Genomic DNA, 21078 nt, shown 5'->3' on the forward strand with positions numbered 1-21078 from the left:
GCGGCCTCACAAATTGCTCAGCCCGATCGATTTGATCAGGGGCGCGAGGCTTGCGGATGTGGCCTCGACGATGCGCTGGAATTTGTCCGGACTTGAATCGTTGTCCGGCTCCATGCCCTGAGCGCGATAGCCCGCCAGAAGCGCCGGTTCGGCCATGGCGAGCCGCGTCGCCTGCGCGATCCGGTCGATGATCGCATCATCGGTGTCCTTCGGCGCGAACAAACCGAACCATCCCTCATACCGGATGCCGGGCATGCCGGATTCGACGGCCGTCGGGATCTCCGGCGCGCCGCTCAGCCGCGTTTCGGTGGTGACCGCGAGCAGCCTGACTTTCCCCGCTTGAGCCAGCTGCTGCAATTGAACGGACATGACGGCAATGACGAGCGATATCTGGCCGCTGACGAGATCGTTGGTCGCCTGCGCGATGCCCCGATAGGGCACGTGGACGATGTCCAGCGCACCGGCCTGCTGCTTGAAGGATTCGCCGACCAGATGGTTTCCGGTGGCGATCCCCGGCGTGCCATAGGACAGCTTTCCCGGATTGGCTTTCGCATAGGCGATCAACTCGCGCAGGTTTGCGGCAGGCACCGAAGGATTGACGGCGAAAACCAGCGCGCTGTTGATCAGCCGGTAGATGGCGCGGAAATCGGCAACCGAATATCCGGGATTCGCCGACGTCATGGGAATGATGACCTGCGTGCTGCCGTTGCCGAGCAGCAGCGAATAGCCGTCGGGCTCCTCGCGTGCGACCGCCGCGGTCCCGATGGCGCCGCCCGCACCGCCGATATATTCGACGAAGGTCGGCCCCAGCAGCGACGGCATCCTGTCAACCCAGGGGCGCGCGATCTGGTCACCCGATCCGCCGGGTCCGTAGGGAATCACCAGGCGAATGGGACGAGACGGATAGTCGGCGGCTTGTCCGCTGCGGGGAAGCGCGGGGAGCGCCGCTGCGCTTGTCAACGCGTGCACGAATTGTCGCCGCGTGAAAGAGGCCATGTTGGAAATTCCGGAAGTCGGCAATCGATGTGGTGGCGGGACCGGCTCCCGGACCATGCCATCGCAGCAATCCGGCATCGCAGTCAATGCTCCATCCGGACGAGCCTCGGCGTCATCGCATTGTCACATCGGCCTAACTCTTTACTTTCCAAGCGTTATTCGGGCGAGCGAGCCGACCCAAGCCGTCCACGCAGGGCTGCCAGCCCTGCCCACTGCTTTCGGCCAGTTTACTGTACGCCTCGTTCTGGTAGACCAAAAAGTAATACCTTTTGACTCCCTTCGAGGGGGCGATGGCGCGTGCCAGATCGTAGCGAAGACTCGGCCATTTCCTTTGGGCCATTTCGACTGTTTCCGAAGTCCCGGCTCTTGGAGAAGGAGGGGGCGCCGCTTCATGTCGGCGGCCGCGCGCTCGACATTCTCATCTTCCTTGCCGGACGCCCCGGAGAAGTCGTCGACAAGAGAGAGCTGGTCAAGCGCATCTGGGCCGGCGTCAATGTCGACGAGGGCAGTCTGCGCTTCCATGTCGCGGCGCTGCGCAAAGCGCTCGGCGATACCGGCAAGTCGGCCCGTTACGTCGTTAACGTGCCGGGCCGCGGCTATTGCTTTGTCGCCTCGTTCGCTCAAGCAGCTGCGCCAGCCGCCCCGCTCGCGGCCGAAACCGCCCCTCCCCGCTCCCTGCCCGCTCAGCTAACCAGGATGGTCGGCCGGGAAGATGTCATCGAGAAGATCTCGAACGGACTTTCCCTCTATCGCTTCATGACCGTCGTCGGCCCGGGCGGCATCGGCAAGACCTCGGTCGCCGTCACCGTCGGGCATCGCCGCTCCCAGGATTTCGGCGGGCGAGTCTTCTTTGTCGATTTCGGTCCGCTGAGGGATGCCAGTCACATCGCGACCACCATTGCTTCGGCGCTCGGACTGACCATCAGCGCGGAAGATCCGACGCCGGCCCTTCTGACTTTCCTCAAGATCGGCCCGGCCCTGCTGATCTTCGACAGTTGCGAACATGTGCTGGATCAATTGGCGCCTCTCGTCGAGCACATCGTTCGCGAAGCACCGCAGCTTCGTGTTCTCGCAACCAGCCGCGAGTCGTTCCGGAGCGAAGGCGAGCGGATTTTCCGGCTGTTCCCACTGGATTGTCCGCCCGAGCGCGAAGGGCTTGCTGTCGACGAGGTTCTTGCCTATCCCGCGGCTCAACTCTTTGTGGACCGCATTGCGCAGAGCTCGGGACCGTTTCAGCTCAGCGCAGAAGAGGCGCCCCTCGTCGCGAGCATCTGCCGGCGCCTCGACGGCATCGCGCTGGCGATCGAGCTCGCGGCGGGCCGCGTCAATGCTTACGGCATCGCCGGCACGGCATCTTTGCTCGACAGCCGCTTTTCCCTGCAATGGCGCGGCCGGCGCACCGCCGTGCCGCGACACCAGACACTCGCTGCGGCTCTCGACTGGAGCTACGACCTTCTGCCCGCTGTGGAGAGCGCCACGCTGCGACGCCTGTCGGTCTTTGCCGGGCCTTTCGCGCCGGAGGCGGCGGCAGCGGTCGCGTCCGGTGACGGCCTCAACGCATCCGAGACCCTCGAAGCAATCGACAGCCTGGTGACCAAGTCGCTGATCTCGCCGTCCGGCTCGCGGACGCTGCGCTATCGGCTGCTCGACACCACGCGCACCTATGCATACGGAAAACTCAACGAGCTCGGCGAAGCCAGGCAGTTCGCGCGGCGTCATGCCGAGCATTTTCGCGATTTATTCCAGCGCGCGGAGGCGGATATTTCGACGCCGCTGCCCGAATGGCTGAGCATCTATGGCGCGGAGCTGGACAATGTGCGCGCGGCGTTGGACTGGGCCTTCGGGCCCGACGGCGAGGCGACACTCGGCATCGCGCTGACGGCGGCCGCGATCACGCTGTGGGTGCGTCTTTCACTGTTCGCGGAATGCCGTGAGCGCAGCAGAACGGCACTCGCAGCGCTCGGAGACACCGCCGACGATGACCGCATCCGCATGCAGCTCCTGTCGGCACTCGGCTGGTCGCTGATGTATGGCGAGGGCCGCGCGCGCGAGGCGCGGCCGATCCTCGAGACGACCCTCGAGCTGGCTGACAGGCTCGACGACAAGGATTTCCGGCTGCGCGCGCTCTGGGGCTTGTGCATCGACCAGTTCAACAACGGACAGTTCGGCAAGGCCCGTGCGCTCGCCGATCGCTTTGCGAACGCAGCGGCGAACTCGTCCGACAGGACCGACGTCATGCTGGGCGACCGCCTGATGGCCGTAGCGCTGCACTATCTCGGGGATCAGGACGAAGCTCGGCTACGCATCGACCGGGTCAATGCATCGCTGCATGTGTTGGCGGAGAAGCCGAAAATCTTCCCGCTCGATCTGAGAATCTCGACCCAATATTTTCGAGCTCGCATCCTGTGGCTTCAGGGCCTGGCCGATCAGGCTCAGGCCCTCACCGCCAGGAACATCGAGGAAGGCCGCGCCAATGGCCACGCGCTGACCTTCTGCAGCGTACTCGGACAAGCCGCCTGTCCGATCGCCTTCTGGTCCGGCGATTTCGACGCCGCGGAGCGTCACGGCGCCGAGCTGCTCGAACACACCGAGCGCCACGCGATCCGGCTGTGGGGCCTGTGGGCTAGGGCCTTCAACGCCGCAGTCATGGTCAAACGCGGCGACTCGACCGGCCTTCCGCTGCTGCGCGAGGAGCTCAATCGCGCCGGCGATGCGCGCTTCCTGCCGCGTTTTCTGCCCCTGCTCGGCGAGCTCGCCGCGTGTTCCGGAGAGGCCGACCAGGTCGATCGCGGCCTCGACGTGATCGAGGATGTCCTGACCCGCTGCAACGACCGGCAGGAGCTCTGGTATCTGCCGGAGCTGATCCGCATCAAGGGAGAGTTGATGCTCAGGAGCACCCGGCATTCAGGAGACGCCGAGCCGCGCTTTCGCGAGGCCATGGACATTGCCGGCCAGCAAGGCGCGCGCTTCTGGGAGCTGCGAAGCGCGGTCAGCCTGGCGCGGTACATGATCGGCGCTGGCCAGACCAAGGAGGCCTTGGCAATTCTGGAACGCGCATGCCGGCCGTTCACCGAAGGTGCCGGCATCGCCGAAATCCGCAGCGCCCACGATTTGATCGAGCAGCTCCGAGCTTGACGAGTCGGCTGGCCGGCGCCGATTCATCCGGCGCGCGGAATGAATCCGGGCACGCCAGTCTCGACGACCGTGTTGAACCTGATGTTTGTCGTGATCTCGTCCCTCATCTCTCGCATGGCGTCTTTTGGCAAAGCCGAAATATCGAAGTTCTCCTGGATGCGCCGGGGATTGGTCGAAGTCGTCAGGAAAGCGGTGCCGCGCTGGACGGCCCACGCCAGCGCAATTTGGGCCGGTGTCTTGTGCAAACGCTCCGCGATGGCAGTGATCACCGGATCGGCCAGGACGTTCGGCTTCATCGCGTGCCCCAGCGCTGCAAACGCCTGCAAGACGATCCCGTGCTCTCGACAGAAGTCGAGCAGGTCCCACTCGGGAAGATACGGATGCGATTCGACTTGCACCATGGCGGGCCTGATCCGCGCGACCGAAACGATCTCGCGCAGCTTGTCCAGGGTGATGTCCGACAGACCGATCGACTTGCAGTGCCCCTCGTCGACCAGGCGCTCCAGCGCCCCCCACGTCTCCGCCAGCGTAACCCCTGAATCATAGATGACCCGACCGTGCTCATCTCTCGGATCCTGTTCGTCGCCGGGTTGAAAGGCAAAGGGCGTATGGATGATGTAGCAATCGATCTCGTCGACTTGCAGCCGCCGGCGACTGGCGTCGAAGGCAGGCCTGACCCGTTCCGGCCGATGATTGGTGTTCCATAGCTTCGTCGTAACGAACAGGTCCTTGCGCTGAAGCGTTCCCTCCTTGAACGTCTCCTGCAGCGCATCGCCGACCGCTTCCTCGTTGCGATAGCGCTCCGCGCAATCAAGGTGTCGAAATCCGGCCTCCAATGCAGCCTTGGTGGCCTGCCTGGTCACGAGCGGATCCGGAATGAGCGTGCCAAATCCCACCGCGGGAATCGTCCCGGATTGATGAGTTGGAATCCTCGTATAACGAAGCGTATCTGACGAAGTCATGCTCATACTCCTTTGTTTGTCCTCGGCTCCCTCAAAAGCGAGGGACGAGGTATTCGATGCGATGTCATTCCACGGCTCCAGGCGTTAACCGGTCGGCCGCGGCTTACGGAGAAAAAACACGAGCGGAATCACGACGAGCATGGCGAGCATCAGGATCTCGAACTGGTCGATGACCGCGACGGTCGCCGCCTGACGCGTGACCATGCCGTTGAGGGCGGCAAGGCTTGGCTTCGCGATCGGCCCCCCGACGAATGCAGCGACTCGGTAGGGCGTGAGGTTCTTTGCGAGTGCGACGTGCACAGCCTGCGTGTTGGCGTAGAAGAAGAGCTGGACCACCGCGATGCCGATGGTGCTGCCATAGAGGCGCGACAGGTTGATCAGCGCGCTGCCTTCCGGGCGGAGCTTCGGATCGAGCGTGCCGAACGCGGCCCTGGCGAGCGCGGGCAGCAACATGCCGAGGCCCGCTCCCTGGAGCAGGCCGGCCTCGACCACCGGCCGCCAATCCATCGCCGGTGAATAGCCAAGCATCAGCCAGTTGGCATAGACCACCAGCGTCATTCCACCCACGAGGAACGGCCGGTAGTCGATCTGCGCCGGGACCAGGCTCGTCAGCACCAGCGCTCCCACCAGCGCGACGCCGCGCGGAACGGTCATGTATCCGGTGGTGTCAACGGGGTAGTTGAGCAATTCCTCCAGCATCGGGGACGTCAGGGCCAGGGTCGGCAGCAGCACGAAGCCAACCGCGAAGGAGATGACCGTCGAGAGCACGAGATTGCGGTCCCTGAACAGCGCCGTGCGGAGAAAGTGCTCCTTTGTCGTCATGACGTGCACGACGAAGAGATAGAAGCCGAGCACGGAGGCGCCCGCCTCGATCCAGATTTCCGTCGAGGCAAACCATTCGAGGCGCTCCCCGCGGTCGAGCAACATCTGCAACCCTATCATGCCGACGGAGAACGTCGTCAGGCCGAAGAAGTCGAAGGGCTGGCTCCGCTCCGCCCGCTTCTCGCCGAGCAGCTGAGCCATCGTCAGGAAAATGAAGCCCGTCATCGGCAGGCTGAAATAGAAGATCGCGGGCCAGCCGTAATATTCGCTGAGCCAGCCGCCAATGGCCGGGCCGCTGCTGATGCCGAGCAGGGAGCAGACGGTCCAGGCCAAGTTCATGCGCGCATGTCGCGCCGGCGGTGTCGCCTCGAGCAGGATCGCCAGCGAGAGCGGCGCCAGCGGTCCGCTCGCCGCGCCCTGGAGGATTCGCGCCAGCACGAACTGAATCGACGTCGTCGCCAGCGTGTCGAGGGCGAGACCCAAGACGAAGATCGTGACAGCGGCCTGATAGACCACTTTCCGGCCGTAGCGTCCCGCCAGCCATTGCGTGATCGACATGGTCACGGCGCTCGCCGCGATATAGGAGGAAAACACCCAGCCGACCTCGTCATTGGCCATCGAGAGCGTCGCTTGAATATGGGGTAGCGCCGCGTTCGGTATCGAAATGTTGACGGCCTGCATGTAGGTCGCCATGAGTGCGGCCGCGGCGATCGCGTGATGACCGCCGGACGCCGTGGTCGATGGAAGGGGCGTACTCATTTGCCCTCCGTTGCAGGCGCCGGTTGGAGCAGATGCGGCCAGCTGCGGCGATGGCCTGTATCGACCCGCGCCGTCACGCTGATGCCCGAGAACAGTGGCCGGTTCGGATCGAGATCGTCGAGCTCCAGGCGCACCGGCAATCGCTGCACGACCTTGACCCAGTTTCCCGTCGCATTCTCGGGCGGCAGGAGCGAGAAGTCCGAGCCGGTCCCCGGACTCATGCTGACGATGTGCGCCTTGAACTTGCGATCGGGGTAGGCATCGACGTCGATCGTCGCCTCCTGGCCTGGGCGCATGTGGGTCAAGCCGGTCTCGCGGAAATTCGCCTCGACCCAGACGTGCCGGCTCGACAGCAGCGAGAACGTCGTTGCCCCGGCATTGACGAAGCCGCCGATCTGGAGATCGTCCACCTTGGTCACGATGCCGTCGTCCGGCGCCGTCACGGTGGCGTAGGAGAGATCCAGCCGCGCACGGTCGAGCTGTGCCCTGGCCGCGCGAACGGTCGGATGACGGTCGACATCGATATCGGCATCGCCGTTGAGGGCAACGATCGTGTTGGCGATCTGCTGTTCGATCGACGCCATGCGGTGGCGAGCGACCTTCATGTCCGTCTCGGCCCGTTCATAGACCGCGCGTGGCGTGAAGTCGGAGGCAACCAGCATCTTCTTGCGGTCGAATTCGCGCTCGTCGAAGGTAGCCGTCTCTTTGGCCGACTGCAGCTCCGCCTGCTGCTGACGATGGGTCGCCTTGAGGGACTCGATCTGGAGCCGCGCACTTCCGAGGCGCGCCTCGGCCTGGTCGACGGCAATTTGATAAGGCTCCGGGTCGATGCGAAACAGCACCTGCCCCCGCCGGACGCGCTCGTTGTCGCGCACGGCTATCTCGACCGCCTGGCCCGAAACGCGCGCGTTGACGGTCACCTTGGCGGCACGCACGAAGGCGTCGTCGGTCGAGACATATTGCTCCTGCGCCAGATAGACGAAGGCGCCAACCACGGCCACCGCCATCGGCAGCGCGAGCATCAGCGGCCGTCGCAGCCGCTTGCCGAGCCCTGCCCCGAACCATTGCGCGGCAGCCTCGCTCGGGCGGAAGCTGCTGCCATCGCCGAGCCCGCCGGCGATTGGCGCGAAATCGAAACGCATCGGAAGATCCTCGGGTTCAATCTATTTAATAACGCTCGTTACAAATATTGCACTCCAACGCGGCGATCAAGGCTGCGACCCTTGATTTTTATAACGATCCATACAAATATACGTGTGGAACAGGGCAACCGGGGTTCTGACGATATGGCACGGAAAAAGAGCGAAACGAGCCCGGCGCGCCGGGGACGGCCACCGGCCTACGACGCAGAGACCGCCTTGAAGCGGGCAACGGAGACGTTCTGGAGGACGGGCTATTCCGGTACCTCCCTGGACAAGGTCGCTGCCGCGACCGGGATGAGTCCGCCGAGCCTCTACGCGGTGTTCGGCAACAAGCATGCGCTCTACCTCGAGGCGCTCGCGCGTTATTGGGAGATCAGCCTTGCGGCAACGCGTGAGGCTCTCGCCGGGGACCATCCCTTGGACGAAGCGCTGATGCTGGCCTATGACGCGGCGCTGTCGATCTACTTTTCCGGAAAGGGAGCCGCGCGCGGCTGCTTCGTGGTGGGGACGGCGGTGACCGAAGTCGCTGAAGATGCCGCGATCCGGAGTAGCGTTGCGGCGGGACTGCGCATGATCGATGCCGATTTCGAAGCCCGCTTCCGCCTTGCGCAGGACAAGGGCGAGTTGAAGCGCGACGCCGATCCAGCGGCGCTTGCCATTCTCGCTTCAGCCACGATGCACACCATCGCCATTCGCGCCCGTGCCGGCGCCCGCCGCTCCGAGCTGAGGGAGATGGCCCGAAAAGCGGTCGATGTGCTCTGCGGATGCCGGCGGTGATCTCGCGGATTTCGGGCATGGCTCTCCCCGACAATAACGACGACCAGCTCTAGCCTGCCGCTGCAGCCCCGCGCCGCGGCAGTTTCCAGTCGGGGCGGATGAAGTGGCAGGTGTACCCGTCCGGATAGCGTTCGAGATAATCCTGGTGCTCCGGCTCGGCTTCCCAGAACTCGCCCGCGGGCGCGACCTCGGTCACGACCTTGCCAGGCCAGAGACCGGACGCCTCGACGTCTGCAATCGTATCCTTTGCGATGCGCTTCTGTTCGTCGCTGGTATAAAAGATCGCCGAGCGATAGCTCGTGCCCAAATCATTGCCCTGGCGGTTGAGCGTGGTCGGATCGTGGATCTGGAAGAAGAACTCCAGCATGGTCCGAAAGCTGGTCTTGGCGGGATCGAAGGTGATCTCGATCGCTTCGGCATGACCTTCATGATTGCGGTAGGTGGCATTCTTCACAGCGCCGCCGGTGTAGCCGACGCGGGTCGAGATCACGCCCGGCTGCCTGCGGATCAGATCCTGCATGCCCCAGAAGCAGCCTCCGGCTAAAACTGCGCGTTCCGTTGTCATATCTCCACTCCCAATTGATCCGTCTGTCCGTTCTGAATCCGTCGCATCCTATGCTTTTGGCGGCTCAGCCGAAAGCCAGGCATTTGTCCATCCAGCTCCTCTCGCGAGGCGCAAGCTTCCAGAACCGGATGGAGACACAATGAGAGCGCGCCCTACGTCAGTTTAGCGTCGAGCGTGATTGCGGCGTTGAGCACTTTCGACACCGGGCAGTTCTTCTCGGCCTCGCCCGCGATGCGGGCGAAGCCGGCATCGTCGAGGTTCGGCACCTTGGCACGCAAGGTCAGCGCCGATTTGCTGATCTTGAAACCCTTGCCTTCCGGCTCGAGCGTGACCGCGGCTTCCGTCGAGAGTTCGTCAGGAGTGAAGCCGGCGAGCTGCAGGCCGAAGGCCAGCGCCATGGTAAAGCAACCGGCATGGGCCGCAGCGATCAACTCCTCGGGATTGGTGCCCTTCTCGTTCTCGAAGCGGGTCTTGAAGGAATAGGGCGTCGCAGCGAGCACGCCGGATTCGCTCGATAGCTGACCGGTCCCGTCCCGACCGGTGCCCTTCCAGACTGCTGTTGCCTTGCGGATCATCTCAATTCTCCTGGTTGATTTTTTAGCACCGGCGCTCGGTACCGAAGGAAAGCGACATTGGCACGACCGCCTGTCGCCAATTCCAACCGGCCGAGCGCCGCAGCGGTTCCGTCAAGTCCCGTTCCGAACGGGACTTGATTCTTGCTTTGACGCGTTTTCTTCACGCGAACCGGTATCCACTTTGCTCGAAAACGCTCTAGTTACCGATCTGTCCGACGTGGAAGCCGAGCCGGTTCTCGACGTCACCGGCGCGGTGGAAGCCGCGCGACATCAGCGCCTTGATGCGGGTCTGACTCGCGGGGCGGCTGAGCGAGGCCAGGAACGCGTCCCATTCCGGCTTGATCTCGACATCCGGCGGCAGGCTCGCGACGTCGACGAGGCGCTTGGTCTCGGCAATCGCCTCCTTGTCGAAGGACGCGATGCGCATGGCCAGCGCCTCGACGAAGCTGTCGAGCTCGGCATCCGGCAACGACCGGTTCACGTAGCCGTAACGTTCGGCGAGATCGCCGTGGATGTCATCGGCGCCGAGCAGAACTTCGAGCGCGCGGCCGCGGCCCATCAGGCGCGGCAACCGCGCCATCGGCCCGCCGCCGGGCACTAGGCCCGCACCCACCTCCCATTGCGACAGAATCGCCTTTTCGCGGCTGGCAAAGCGCATATCACTCGCGAGCGCCAGCTCGCTGCCGACGCCGGTCGCGCGGCCCCTGATCGAGGCAATCGAAACAACGGGCGCGCGGCTGAGACGCACCAGCATGTCGGGCAGTGCCTGCAGGCCGGTCGGCCCGGGCGGGATACGAAGCGAATCCTCCAGCGGCGCGAGGAAGTCGTAATGCGTGATGAAGAAGCCTTCGACGGCGCTGTCGAACACCACGACCTTCACCTCAGGATCGGTCTCGATCGCCGTGACGACGTCGTCGAGAAGCGGAAGCTGCTTGGGGCCGAAGATATTGACCGGGGGCATGTCGAAGGTGACACGCCAATACGACGGCAGCCGACGTTCCAGGCGGATTTGGTCGGTCGTGAAGGTGCGTTCGGGGCGGTTCATGATTGCATTCCTGTCTGTGGGGAAAAATGAGAACGCGCGGAAGTGCGCGTCCCCGCAGGTCTCAGATCGACTGACGCAGCGGTCGGAAGGCGGTGCGCATTTCCGCGCAGAACAGCGCGGGCTGCTCCCAGGCGGCGAAGTGGCCGCCCTTGTCGAGGCGATTGTAGTGCATCAGCTTCGGATAGGCCTTCTCGGTCCAGCTGCGCGGCGCGGCGTAGATCTCGTCCGGGAAGACGCTGACGGCGACCGGGATCTTGATGTGCTTGGGCTCGAAGAACACCAGCTTGTTCTCCCAGTACAGCCGCGCCGAGGACACCGCGGTGTTGGTGAGCCAATAGAGCGTGATGTTGTCGATCACGTCATCGCGCGACAGCCCTTCCGCCTTGCCGTCGAACACCCGGGCGATCATCGCGGTGCTGCGCGCATCGTGGTCGAGCATCCAGGACGCGAGGCCCGCCGGCGAATCCACCAGGCCATAGAGCGTCTGCGGCCGGTTCGACATCTCGATGGCGTAGCCGAGACCGTGCTTGTAGAAGTCATCGAGCTGATCGTAAGCGTAGCGCTCATCGGCCGAGAGGTTCGACGGCCGCGATCCGCCGGGCTGAAGCGCCTTGGCGATGTCGTCCGGAACGGTCGCGGGCATGTTGGTATGGATGCCGAGCAGCTCGGGCGGCGCAATCACTGCCATCTGCTCCGTCACGGCATTGCCCCAATCGCCGCCTTGCGCGACATAGCGGTTGTAGCCGAGCCGCTTCATCAGCACGATCCAGGCGCGCGCGACGCGCTGGGGATCCCAGCCCAGCTCCGTCGGCTTGCCGGAGAAGCCGTGGCCGGGCAGCGACGGGATCACGAGATCAAAGGCGTCCGCCGCCGTCGCGCCGTGTGCGGTGGGGTCGGTGAGCGGGCCGACGATTTTCATCTGCTCGATGATCGAACCGGGCCAGCCATGCGTGACGATCATCGGCAGCGCGTTTTCGTGACGCGAGCGAACGTGAATGAAGTGGATGTCGACGCCGTCGATCTCGGTGACGAATTGCGGCAAGGCATTCAGCCGCGCCTCCATCTTGCGCCAGTCGTAGTCGTTCTGCCAGTAATTCGCGAGTTGCTGCACCGTCGTCAGCTGCACGCCCTGCGATTGATCGACAACGATCTCACGATCCGGCCAGCGCGTCGCCCCGAGGCGGCGGCGAAGATCGACCAGATCCTGCTCGGGCACGCTGACGTGGAACGGGCGAACCGCCCCACTCACGCCAGCCTTGGCGGAATGCAGCGGCAACAGGCTCGATACGCTTGCGGCAACCGCGGTCATCGCGGCCTGGCTCAACAGTTGACGGCGGTCTGGATTGAGAATGTCGATACGTGCTTGCGTGGTCATGTTCGATCTCCCTGGCTTTGGTCGGTGACGCTGACCGAATTCGACATCAACGCCTCGGTTCGTCATGCAGAGAGATTGGCGCAGGCCCTGGCAATTTGCTCGTTATGGGTTGTTAGACCGCGTTAGCCGTTGCGAGCCGCGCGACGCCGAGCAGAGCAAGCGGCGATCCACGATGGTCGCCGCCAAAGCAACACGGCGCGCGATGAGCTCAGTCATCGCGCGCCGCGTCGGCTTGCATCAGTCGAGAAGCCGCCGTCCAGCTCAGGATGGCAGCGGCTGGCCCGCCTGCTCGCGGACGATATAATCGGCGTACCAATCGGCCCAGTTCTCATCGTGCCCGCCGGTCCGCTTTTCGTGCTCGCCATGTGCCGCCGCCGCGCGGCGCAGTGCTGCGGCCAACGCAGCCTGCGAAGCGAATGTCGTGCCGTCGCCCGCGATCCGTCCCGGCAATCGCGTGGTGACCTCCTGGAACAACCAGCCATTGCCGTCGGGATCGCTGAACGAGGCAAATGAGCCGTAGCTGCCGCGCTTCGGGTCAGCACCGCTAACCCGAACGCTGCCGGAGAGATAAGGCTCGTCGGTTCCGGCGTGGACATCGCCGGCACCATGGAATGGAGCGCTGACCTCGATGCCGCGGCCGAGCAGATCCTTTCGCGCCGCCTCCAGATCGGAGACGATCAGGTACAAGCCTCGCGCCGAGCCCGGCGCTGCCGCGGTCACGTTCCTGCCGAAGATCACCGAGCAGGCCGAGCCTGGCGGCGTGAACTGGATCACGCGCCAGTCATTGCCGGAGGCAAAATCGGCGTCAAGTCGCCAACCGAGACGCGCGTAGAAGGCCTTGGCGCGATCGACATCGGACACGGGGATCACGATCACCTCGAGCCTCTGATCAATTCTAGGCGATGTCGAAGGCTTGCTCGCAGACTTGTTGGAAGGGTTCTTGGAAGACTTGGCCGCGGCGTCGCGGTCGATTTCGGTAGTGGCCATGTCGAACTCCCTGGGTTGGATCGAAGACGAACTTCAAGCAGCTGCGATCGGCATCACGATCGTTACACGTGTGCCGTCTTCTCCCGCCTCGCCCTGCAGCCGGGCGCGAATGCTGCGTGCGAGTCCTTCGAGAATCCGGCTGCCTGTGCCCTGAAGCGGCCCGGTCGCGCCGATCCCGTTGTCTAATACCGTGCAGAACCAGGCGCCGTCACGATTGGCTATCTCGATGCGGATCATTGCATCATTCCTGTTCGGGAAGGCGTGCTTGGCCGCATTCGTCACCAGCTCCGTCAGCATCAGCGCGAGCCGATGGCATTGCGATGCCGGTAGGGTCCCGTTTTCGATCGCCGCCTCGCAGCGGATGCCCGCGGGCTCCAGCACGGCCTCGGAAATCGCTCCGCACAAATTTTCGAAGAAGGCCGCCACCGGGATCGCCGTATGATCGTCATTGTCGGACAAGAGTTGATAGAGCCTGCCGAAGGCGACGATGCGCCGCTCGAGCCGGTCCGCGGCAAGCGACACGTCCCTGGTGCCTGCCCGGGTGAAATCGCGGCGGACTGACGCACCCAGTATCGTCAGCGTGTTCTTCATCCGATGGTGGGATTCCCGCAGCACGAGCTGCCAGTCACGCGACTGATCGTCTAAACTGGCCACAAGCTGAGATCGAACGACGTCGTCATTCGGCCGAGCGTTGATACCGGACATCGTCGCCTCCCCGTTGGAATTAACGTCAAACTCGGAACGGATACTGGATGCAGTTCGCGTGCATTGCTCGTTAGACGTTGCAAGATTTTGTTATGATGGCGGTGCGACGACGGGGACTCCAAGCCGTGAGCTGGGCGGTCAAGCGCGCCGCCGGGCTGCCCCTATCGCTTCGCAAGATGCTCGCGTTTGAGTACAATTTGCGACGGATCGTCGCGCGCGACGGCCAATTGCCGGCGCCCCACGCGATTTCGCCACTTTCGCCCAGTTTACTCGGGGTTCCCTTCTGCTAAATCAAAGTGCAGAGTTCAGCTCTCACTGGAATGATTGGCCCGTGCCGGACACTAACGACCAGGATTCGGCCATTGCTTTCGGGCCATTCCGGCTGTTCGCAAAGACGCGGCTGCTCGAGAAGGACGGCGCCCCGGTTCACCTCGGCGGCCGTGCGCTCGATATTCTCGTTTTTCTGGCCGAGCGCGCCGGGGAGGTCGTGGACAAGCGTGAGTTGATCCGGCGCGTCTGGGCCGACGTGAATGTGGACGAAGGCAGCCTGCGCTTTCACATCACGACACTGCGCAAGGCGTTGGGCGATCCGGGCGAAGGCTCCCGCTACGTCGTCAACGTCCCCGGGCGGGGTTATTGCTTCACGGCCGCGCTGCTCCGGGCTGCCCCATCGGAGAACCGGACCAGCCTGCCCGTCGCTGCGCCGCGCTCGCTGCCCTCGCCGCTCGCGAAGATGATCGGGCGGGACGATGCGGTCGCGAGAATTTCCGCCGAGCTTGCCTTGCATCGCTTCGTCACGATCGTCGGCCCCGGCGGGATCGGCAAGACTTCGGTCGCACTGGCGGTGGCGCATGGCGAACTCCAGGCCTTCGGCGGCCAGGTGTGTTTTGTCGATTTCGGCGCACTCAGGGAGACGCGGCTCGTTGCGGGAACGATTGCGGCCGCGCTGGGCCTTACAGTCAATTCCGACGACCCGATGCCGGGGTTGCTGACATTCCTGCGCAGCCGGCGGATGCTGCTGGTCTTCGACAGTTGCGAGCACATCCTCGACGATCTCGCCCCCCTGGCCGAACGCATCGTCCGGGAAGCGGGCGGGCTGCATATTCTCGCCACCAGCCGCGAATCCTTCCGCGCCGACGGTGAGCGTGTCCATCGGCTGTTTCCACTGGATTGCCCGCCACAGCGCGACGGGCTCGGCATCGCCGACATCCTTGCCTATCCCGCAACTCAGCTCTTCGTGGAACGCATTGCAGAGAGCCTGAGCGAATTCGAGCTCAGCGAAGAGGATGCGCCGCTCGTCGCCGAGATCTGCCGTCGGCTGGACGGCATCGCGCTCGCGATCGAGCTCGCGGCCGGGCGTGTGAACGCCTACGGCATTGCCGGGACCGCCTCGCTGCTCGACAGCCGTTTCTCGCTGCTATGGCGCGGTCGGCGCACCGCTGTGCCGCGGCACCACACCCTGAGTGCGGCGCTCGCCTGGAGCTATGATTTGCTGCCGGCAAACGAAAGCGCAACGCTGCGCGGATTATCAACGTTCGTCGGGCCGTTCACCCTGGAAGCCGCGCTAGCGGTCGCATCCTGTCAAGGCATCGGCGAGGCGGAAGCCGCTGAGGCGATCTCCAATCTGCTTTCCAAATCGCTGATCGCGACCTCGCCTGCGGAGCGGCGGCTGCGCTATCGCCTGCTCGACACCACACGTGCCTTCGTCGCGGACAAGCTCGTCGAGAACGGCGAAGCGGACCGCGTCGCACGCGCCCACGCCGAATATTTCCGCGATTTCCTGCGCGACATTGCGCTCAAATCCACGGGCATGCAGAGTGCCGGCGGCTTTCTTCCCTGTGCCGACCACCTGCCCAATGTTCGGGCCGCGCTGACCTGGAGCTTTTCGGACGGCGGGGACCGAACGATCGGCGTGGATCTCGCGGCTTCGGCAGCCCAGTTCTTCCTTGAGCTGACATTGCTGACGGAATGCTACCGCTGGACCCAGCAGGCGCTGGCGTCCCTCGACGCGAGCGCGGTGGATGGCCGCAATGAAATGATCTTGCACGCCGCGCTCGGCGTCTCCGCGATGTTCACGCAGGGCAATACCGAAGCGGTCCGCTCGGCGTTCACGCGCAGTCTCCAGCTTGCCCGAGAGCTCCAGGATCTGCACTGGCAGCTCTGGCTGCTGCGCGGATTACACATCTACCTGACCAGGGTCGGGGATTTTCACGGAGCACTCGGAACCGGCGAACAGGGCGAGAGCGTCGCGCGGAAGCTGAACGATCCCGCCAGCACGCTGAACGTCGAATGGATGCTGGGCGTCGCCCATCATTTAATCGGCAACCAGGACAAGGCGGTGCAGCTCTGCGAGAGCGCGATGTTGCATAATCCCGGCTCGCAGCGGCTGAATATCGGGCATCTCGGCTATGACGACCGCATCGTCGCACTGGTGGCGCTCGCGCGCGGGCTTTGGCTCACCGGCCGGCCCGATCGTGCGATCGAGGCGTCCCGATACACCATTCGCGAAGCCGAGCTGCTCGAGCAACCGCTCACTCTCGGTATTTCCTTGATCTGGACCATCTACGTGTTCCTCTGGGTCGGCGACCTGGCGAATGCGGAAATCCTGATCGAGCGGCTGATCGATCATTCGGCGCGGCACTTCCTCGGCCCCTATCATGCGGTCGGCATCGGCCAGAAGGGTGAGCTGCTGCTTCGCCGCGGCGACGTCACCGCCAGCATCGAGCACCTCCGCCGCAGCCAGGCCACGCTGTACGCAACGCGACACCGGATCATGACGACGGTGTTTGCGACCGCGCTCGCGGAGGGACTCGTGGCGCAGAACCAGGCCGACGAAGCCTTGCAGACCATCAATGATGCCATCGCAGAGATCCCCGATCATGGCGAATCCTTCGACATGCCCGAGATGTTGAGGGTCAAGGGCGATATCCTCGCCCGGTCGGGCAATGCCGCGGAGGCCGAGAGCTGCTTCCGGGATTCGCTCGATCTGTCACGCCGCCAATGCGCGCTCGGCTGGGAGCTGCGGGGGGCAATCAGTCTCGGCCGGTTCTGGCGCCAGGCCGGAAAAGCCGGAGACGCGCGCGCCCTGCTCGCCCCGCTCGTCGCGCGCTACCAAGAGGGCCTCCAGACCCGTGATCTCGTCGCCGCCAGGGAGCTCCTGGGCGCGCTGAATTGAGAGTATCTTCAATGAGATACTGCCATGCTGCGCGCTCGCAACTCCTAACAACTTCTAACACGCCAAGCCGCATCCGCCCCGCCATGGTGCTGGCACTTCACGGTGGATATGGCGGGACATGGCGCTTCTTGACGATGTAATTGATGCCAGCGGCGGAATGGCCCGCTGGAATAGCTTGAGCCGGTTCACGCTTCACCTCTCCGTTGCCGGAACGCTGTTCTCCAGCACCGGACATGCCAGCGAATTCAAGGACGTGACGGCGGAGGGCTCGACCCGCACGCAGTCGGTCCGCTTCACCGGCATCACCGGAGGGGAACATTCCGGCTCGTTTCAGCCGGACGCGATCACGATCGAAAGCCTCGAGGGTGAGGTCCTCAGGACCTGGCGCAATCCAAGCGTTGCGTTCACCGAGGCCGGTTCGCCTACGCTGGCGGACGAACTGCATCTCGTCTTCTTCTGCGGCGTCGCGATCTGGAATTATCTGACCAATCCATTCCTGCTCGCCCATCCCGACGTGGTGGTGGAGGAGCTGCCACCGTGGCAGGAGAACAACGAGTCATGGCGGCGGTTGCGGGCGCAGTTCCCTCCGGGCCTGATCACGCTCGCGCCCGAGCAGATCTTCTATTTCGACGATAACGCGTTGCAACGTCGGACCGATCACGATCTGTTCGGGATGAAGGTCGCGCACTACTCCTGGGCCCATGACAGCTTCGGCGGCATCGTGGTGCCGACGCTCCGACGCGCGCAGACGCTGCGGCCCGACGGAACAGTGGTCGCCAAGCCCGTACTGATGGACGTCGAGATCTTTGACGCCGTCTTCGAGTAGCGGCCCGCGCAAAAAATCGCTTCGACTTCACCGGGCCGCCGGCTCGTTCAACATGCGCCGCGCTGCCCTGAGATCGGCGGTCTCGAACCCCTCCGTGAACCGGGCATAGGTTCGAGCGAGCTGTTCGAGCGGAATTTGCACACGCTGCCGGATTCGAAGGCTCGCCAGCGACATCTCGGCTCGCAGCCGCCAGGATAACGCGCCCTGCTGTTCGGCGAGCGAGATCGAGGCGACAAGATCCGCCTCGGCCGCGTCGGGATTGCCGCCATGGGCCTCCAGCTCTCCCCGCAGACGGAGCAGCTCGGGCATGTCGAAGGCGCCGCCTTCGTGCTCGACCCGCAGAATGGTTTCGTGAAGAACCTGAATGCCTTGCGTCAATTGTCCCAAGCTGACCAGGCCCCGAGACAGATCCGCGGCGAACGCCGAGGCATAGAGTTCGTAGCGATCGGCATGCAGGCGTGGAAGCGCACTCCGCATCAGGTCGACGCCGCCGGCCACCTCGCCCCGAGCGATCATGCTCTGTGCCCGAAAACCCGTCGCGACGGCTTCGTAGGGCACGAGTCCGTGCATGCTCGCATGCGCGGCCAGGCGATCGGTCATGGCCTCAACTGACAACCAGTCGCCGAGCCAGCCGAACACCGAGGCGGACCAGCATAATGCGATACAATGCATGACCACGTCATGCGGCGCTGAAGCGCCGACTAGCGGCCGGATGCATTCAAGCGCACGATCGGGAAAGCCGCGCAGCCATAGCACGCGCGCAAGCGGAATCTGCGGTGTGCGTGAATAGGCGAAATGCCCGGGTTGGGTCCCGCGGAGCGCAGCGTCGTCGCGCAGGCCCTGGTCGAGATGGGCTTGCGCCGCGGCCTGGTCTCCGGTGAGGTGATATGACACGCCGAGCAGCGCTTTGCTCCCGGCGATCCCCGCGGTATCGCCGATGACGCGGGCAATCCGCTCGGCGTGAAGCGCAGTCGGCACCAGATGCCGATAGCGACCGGTCCGGCGGTAGAACATGTTGAGCCGGGACAACAACCTGAATGTGTTGGCGTGATCGGAAAGCGCTTCCGCTATTTCCAGCCCGCGCCTGAGCGCCGCTTCCGCCTGCTCGCTGTTGCGCTCGGTGAACATCAAGGCGTGACCGAGCGTCGACTGAAGTTCGAGCTCCCATGCGCCGCCCCGGTCGGCCTCGTCGAGCATTGCGAAGGCGCGATCGGACCAGATGCGCGCCTCGTTGAGCAAATTGAGTTCGACGAAGAGCCTTGTGCAGCTGCCGGCGAGCGGCACGCGCAAGCCGGCGCCCTCGTCGTTGGCATAAGCCCATTGCAGCGCAGCGCGGGCATCGGCGAGCAGGCTCGCGCGTTCCTGCAAACGTGAGGCATGATTGCTGCCCTCATCCTTCATGCCCGCTTCGAGCGTGCATTGGACATAGAGAGCGTGACGGCGCGCGATCTCGGCCAGCTGTCCGCCATCGGCCAGTTTCTGCAGGGCATAGGCGCGCGTTGCGTCGAGCAGGCGATAGCGCCGCGATGCGCCGTCCGGCTGGGTGGAAATCAGCGACTTCACCACGAGTTGCTCCAGGGCCTCGACGGCGCGATCCTCCGGCATCTCTGCCCCGGCCGCGACCGCTATCACACCCTTCAACGTGAAGTGACCTGCGAAGACGGCGAGGCGCTGAAATACGATCCGCTCGCTCTCGCCGATCAGACCGAAACTCCAGTCGAGCGTCGCACCGAGCGTCTGCTGCCGCGGCGGCGCCGTTCGCCGCCCGCGCCATTCGAGCTGCAACCGATTGTCGAGCAGTGCCGCCATCTCGCGCAGTCCATAGAGACCGACGCGTGCGGCAGCCAGCTCGATCGCCAGTGCGATGCCGTCGAGCTTGCCGCAAATCCGGGCCAGGACTTCGGCATCCTCGTCGGTGATGTCGTCGCGATGCCCGGCCGCGACGGCGCGATCGACGAACAGGCGCACGGCGGGATAAGCCAGCACCTCGCCGGCGCTGAGGCGGGTGCCCTGCGGCGGACCAGGAAGCGAAACGAGCTCGAAAATCTGCTCGCCTTCCACCAGCAGCGACTCGCGGCTGGTTGCGAGGATGACGATGCCGGGCGCCTCCCGGTAGATGTTTTCTGCAAGCCGCGCGACCTCCTCGATGACGTGCTCGCAGCTGTCGAGCACGAGAAGCAGCCGGCGGCCCCGCAGGAAATTGACGATGCTGGCCGAGGGATCATCATGGTGCACGACGAGGCCCAAGGCGGCGGCAACCGTGCTCGCGACCAGGGCCGCGTCCTTGAGCGGACCGAATTCGAGAAAATGGACATTGCCGTCGAAGCTATCGCACATCTCATGCGCGAGCGCGGTCGCAACAGTGGTCTTACCGATGCCGCCCGGCCCTCGCAACGTGACGAAGCGATCGCGGAGCAAGCGGGCCGCCAACTCGGCCACAGCGTCCTCCCGCCCGACCATCCGGTCCAATCGGCGCGGCAGCGAAGGTGGCGGCGCAGTCCTTCCAGGCGCACGCGACGGCGGCGCAGCCAGCTCCGCGCGTTCGCCACGCCGCACGGGGGCGACAAAGCAATAGCCCCGGCCCGGGATGTTGGTGATGTAGCGGGCACCATCCTTTCCGTCGCCGAGCACCTTGCGCAGCTCCGCGACATGGACGCGCAGGCTGACCTCCTCGACGGAAAGTCCGGACCACGCATAGCCGAGAATTTCGTCCTTCGGGACCACTTCGCCGGCGCGACTGACCAGCAGGCGCAAAATATCCGTCGCGCGGCTGCCGAGCCTGACCGGCAAGCCATCCCTCTCCAGCAGCCGCGACCGAAGCGAAAATGGCCCGAACGCGACGGCATCGAAATCTGGGATCGCCGCGGCGTCGCTGCTGCGGGGGCCATGTCCTGCCGAGAGCTCGGTCACTTCTGACTCATCCTGACGGCCGCTCCATCGAAATGCGGCGCGACTATACCCCGCGCCAGTGCGAGGTCCAGCGAGGGCAAACCACGGAACTCACGCCGCCGCGTCGATCTCCACGCGATGTCCGGCGCTCTCCTATGTCGAGCCGGGGATGCGCAAATATCTGATAAATTGTACAAAAAGGACGCTTCCTGAGACGGGATGCCGCACCTGATGCGCTCCCACAAAAACTAACACATCCTAATCACCACTAACGAGCTTGCAGGTCAGCTCACGCCTATCCTCTCAACATGGAAAGCAGGGCTTTGCGCGTTTGCTGGTTGCA

The 21078-nt window shown here is 64.3% G+C and carries 15 protein-coding genes; 4 read left to right on the forward strand and 11 right to left on the reverse strand.

Annotation, left to right across the window (positions count from 1 at the left end):
• Positions 1-6 precede the first annotated feature (6 nt).
• Positions 7-996: a Bug family tripartite tricarboxylate transporter substrate binding protein gene (locus tag ABIB91_RS32280; protein WP_354170519.1), complete on the reverse strand. Its 990-nt coding sequence runs from the start codon at positions 994-996 to the stop codon at positions 7-9.
• 297 nt (positions 997-1293) lie between these two features.
• On the opposite strand from ABIB91_RS32280, the gene ABIB91_RS32285 reads away from it, so the two are divergent.
• Positions 1294-4131, forward strand: a complete 2838-nt coding sequence (locus ABIB91_RS32285) for an ATP-binding protein (RefSeq protein ID WP_354170518.1) — start codon at positions 1294-1296, stop codon at positions 4129-4131.
• 23 nt (positions 4132-4154) lie between these two features.
• On the opposite strand, the gene ABIB91_RS32290 is transcribed toward ABIB91_RS32285, so the two are convergent.
• The 3 genes from ABIB91_RS32290 to ABIB91_RS32300 form a co-directional block, all read right to left on the reverse strand.
• Positions 4155-5093 (reverse strand): aldo/keto reductase, encoded by a 939-nt coding sequence (locus ABIB91_RS32290; protein WP_007601300.1) that lies wholly within the window; start codon positions 5091-5093, stop codon positions 4155-4157.
• Positions 5094-5177: 84 nt separating this feature from the next.
• Positions 5178-6674: an MDR family MFS transporter gene (locus tag ABIB91_RS32295; RefSeq protein ID WP_354170515.1), complete on the reverse strand. Its 1497-nt coding sequence runs from the start codon at positions 6672-6674 to the stop codon at positions 5178-5180.
• On the reverse strand, positions 6671-7816 hold the full coding sequence (locus tag ABIB91_RS32300; RefSeq protein ID WP_354170513.1) for an HlyD family secretion protein: 1146 nt from the start codon (positions 7814-7816) through the stop codon (positions 6671-6673). Before ABIB91_RS32300 ends, ABIB91_RS32295 begins: the two co-directional genes overlap by 4 nt.
• Before the next feature lie 216 nt (positions 7817-8032).
• Between ABIB91_RS32300 and ABIB91_RS32305 the strand changes: the two genes are divergently transcribed.
• Positions 8033-8593, forward strand: a complete 561-nt coding sequence (locus ABIB91_RS32305; RefSeq protein ID WP_245286012.1) for a TetR/AcrR family transcriptional regulator — start codon at positions 8033-8035, stop codon at positions 8591-8593.
• A 49-nt stretch (positions 8594-8642) separates the two neighbouring features.
• Here ABIB91_RS32305 and msrA read toward each other — a convergent pair whose 3' ends face one another.
• From msrA to ABIB91_RS32335, 6 genes are all read right to left on the reverse strand, one after another.
• Positions 8643-9158, reverse strand: a complete 516-nt coding sequence (gene msrA, locus ABIB91_RS32310) for a peptide-methionine (S)-S-oxide reductase MsrA (protein ID WP_007601292.1) — start codon at positions 9156-9158, stop codon at positions 8643-8645.
• Positions 9159-9310: 152 nt separating this feature from the next.
• Positions 9311-9733 carry an OsmC family protein gene (locus ABIB91_RS32315; RefSeq protein WP_007601290.1) on the reverse strand — a complete coding sequence of 141 codons (423 nt, stop codon included), beginning with the start codon at positions 9731-9733 and terminating at the stop codon, positions 9311-9313.
• A gap of 196 nt (positions 9734-9929) precedes the next feature.
• The gene (locus ABIB91_RS32320) at positions 9930-10778 is read right to left on the reverse strand and encodes an enoyl-CoA hydratase/isomerase family protein (RefSeq protein ID WP_354170510.1); all 849 of its coding nucleotides are present in this window, start codon (positions 10776-10778) and stop codon (positions 9930-9932) included.
• 61 nt (positions 10779-10839) lie between these two features.
• Positions 10840-12153: an epoxide hydrolase family protein gene (locus ABIB91_RS32325; protein ID WP_354170508.1), complete on the reverse strand. Its 1314-nt coding sequence runs from the start codon at positions 12151-12153 to the stop codon at positions 10840-10842.
• A gap of 261 nt (positions 12154-12414) precedes the next feature.
• Complete coding sequence (locus ABIB91_RS32330) at positions 12415-13140, reverse strand: VOC family protein (RefSeq protein ID WP_354170506.1); 726 nt, start codon at positions 13138-13140, stop codon at positions 12415-12417.
• 33 nt (positions 13141-13173) lie between these two features.
• Complete coding sequence (locus ABIB91_RS32335) at positions 13174-13845, reverse strand: sensor histidine kinase (RefSeq protein ID WP_007601283.1); 672 nt, start codon at positions 13843-13845, stop codon at positions 13174-13176.
• Between the two features lie 331 nt (positions 13846-14176).
• Here ABIB91_RS32335 and ABIB91_RS32340 point away from each other — a divergent pair, with 331 nt between their 5' ends.
• Both ABIB91_RS32340 and ABIB91_RS32345 read left to right on the forward strand, forming a co-directional pair.
• Complete coding sequence (locus ABIB91_RS32340) at positions 14177-17020, forward strand: ATP-binding protein (RefSeq protein ID WP_354170504.1); 2844 nt, start codon at positions 14177-14179, stop codon at positions 17018-17020.
• Between the two features lie 118 nt (positions 17021-17138).
• Complete coding sequence (locus tag ABIB91_RS32345) at positions 17139-17846, forward strand: hypothetical protein (RefSeq protein ID WP_219683101.1); 708 nt, start codon at positions 17139-17141, stop codon at positions 17844-17846.
• A gap of 27 nt (positions 17847-17873) precedes the next feature.
• On the opposite strand, the gene ABIB91_RS32350 is transcribed toward ABIB91_RS32345, so the two are convergent.
• Positions 17874-20756 (reverse strand): ATP-binding protein, encoded by a 2883-nt coding sequence (locus ABIB91_RS32350; protein WP_354170501.1) that lies wholly within the window; start codon positions 20754-20756, stop codon positions 17874-17876.
• Positions 20757-21078: the final 322 nt, after the last annotated feature.

Source organism: Bradyrhizobium sp. JR4.3, from assembly GCF_040547695.1.
GTDB lineage: Bacteria > Pseudomonadota > Alphaproteobacteria > Rhizobiales > Xanthobacteraceae > Bradyrhizobium > Bradyrhizobium canariense.

What these genes read in the sequence shown, in the direction of transcription:
- ABIB91_RS32280 (WP_354170519.1), bottom strand. Translation starts at nt 996, where the DNA reads ATGGCCTCTTTCACGCGGCGACAATTCGTGCACGCGTTGACAAGCGCA.
- ABIB91_RS32290 (WP_007601300.1), bottom strand. Translation starts at nt 5,093, where the DNA reads ATGACTTCGTCAGATACGCTTCGTTATACGAGGATTCCAACTCATCAA.
- ABIB91_RS32295 (WP_354170515.1), bottom strand. Translation starts at nt 6,674, where the DNA reads ATGAGTACGCCCCTTCCATCGACCACGGCGTCCGGCGGTCATCACGCG.
- ABIB91_RS32300 (WP_354170513.1), bottom strand. Translation starts at nt 7,816, where the DNA reads ATGCGTTTCGATTTCGCGCCAATCGCCGGCGGGCTCGGCGATGGCAGC.
- msrA (WP_007601292.1), bottom strand. Translation starts at nt 9,158, where the DNA reads ATGACAACGGAACGCGCAGTTTTAGCCGGAGGCTGCTTCTGGGGCATG.
- ABIB91_RS32315 (WP_007601290.1), bottom strand. Translation starts at nt 9,733, where the DNA reads ATGATCCGCAAGGCAACAGCAGTCTGGAAGGGCACCGGTCGGGACGGG.
- ABIB91_RS32320 (WP_354170510.1), bottom strand. Translation starts at nt 10,778, where the DNA reads ATGAACCGCCCCGAACGCACCTTCACGACCGACCAAATCCGCCTGGAA.
- ABIB91_RS32325 (WP_354170508.1), bottom strand. Translation starts at nt 12,153, where the DNA reads ATGACCACGCAAGCACGTATCGACATTCTCAATCCAGACCGCCGTCAA.
- ABIB91_RS32330 (WP_354170506.1), bottom strand. Translation starts at nt 13,140, where the DNA reads ATGGCCACTACCGAAATCGACCGCGACGCCGCGGCCAAGTCTTCCAAG.
- ABIB91_RS32335 (WP_007601283.1), bottom strand. Translation starts at nt 13,845, where the DNA reads ATGTCCGGTATCAACGCTCGGCCGAATGACGACGTCGTTCGATCTCAG.
- ABIB91_RS32345 (WP_219683101.1), top strand. Translation starts at nt 17,139, where the DNA reads ATGGCGCTTCTTGACGATGTAATTGATGCCAGCGGCGGAATGGCCCGC.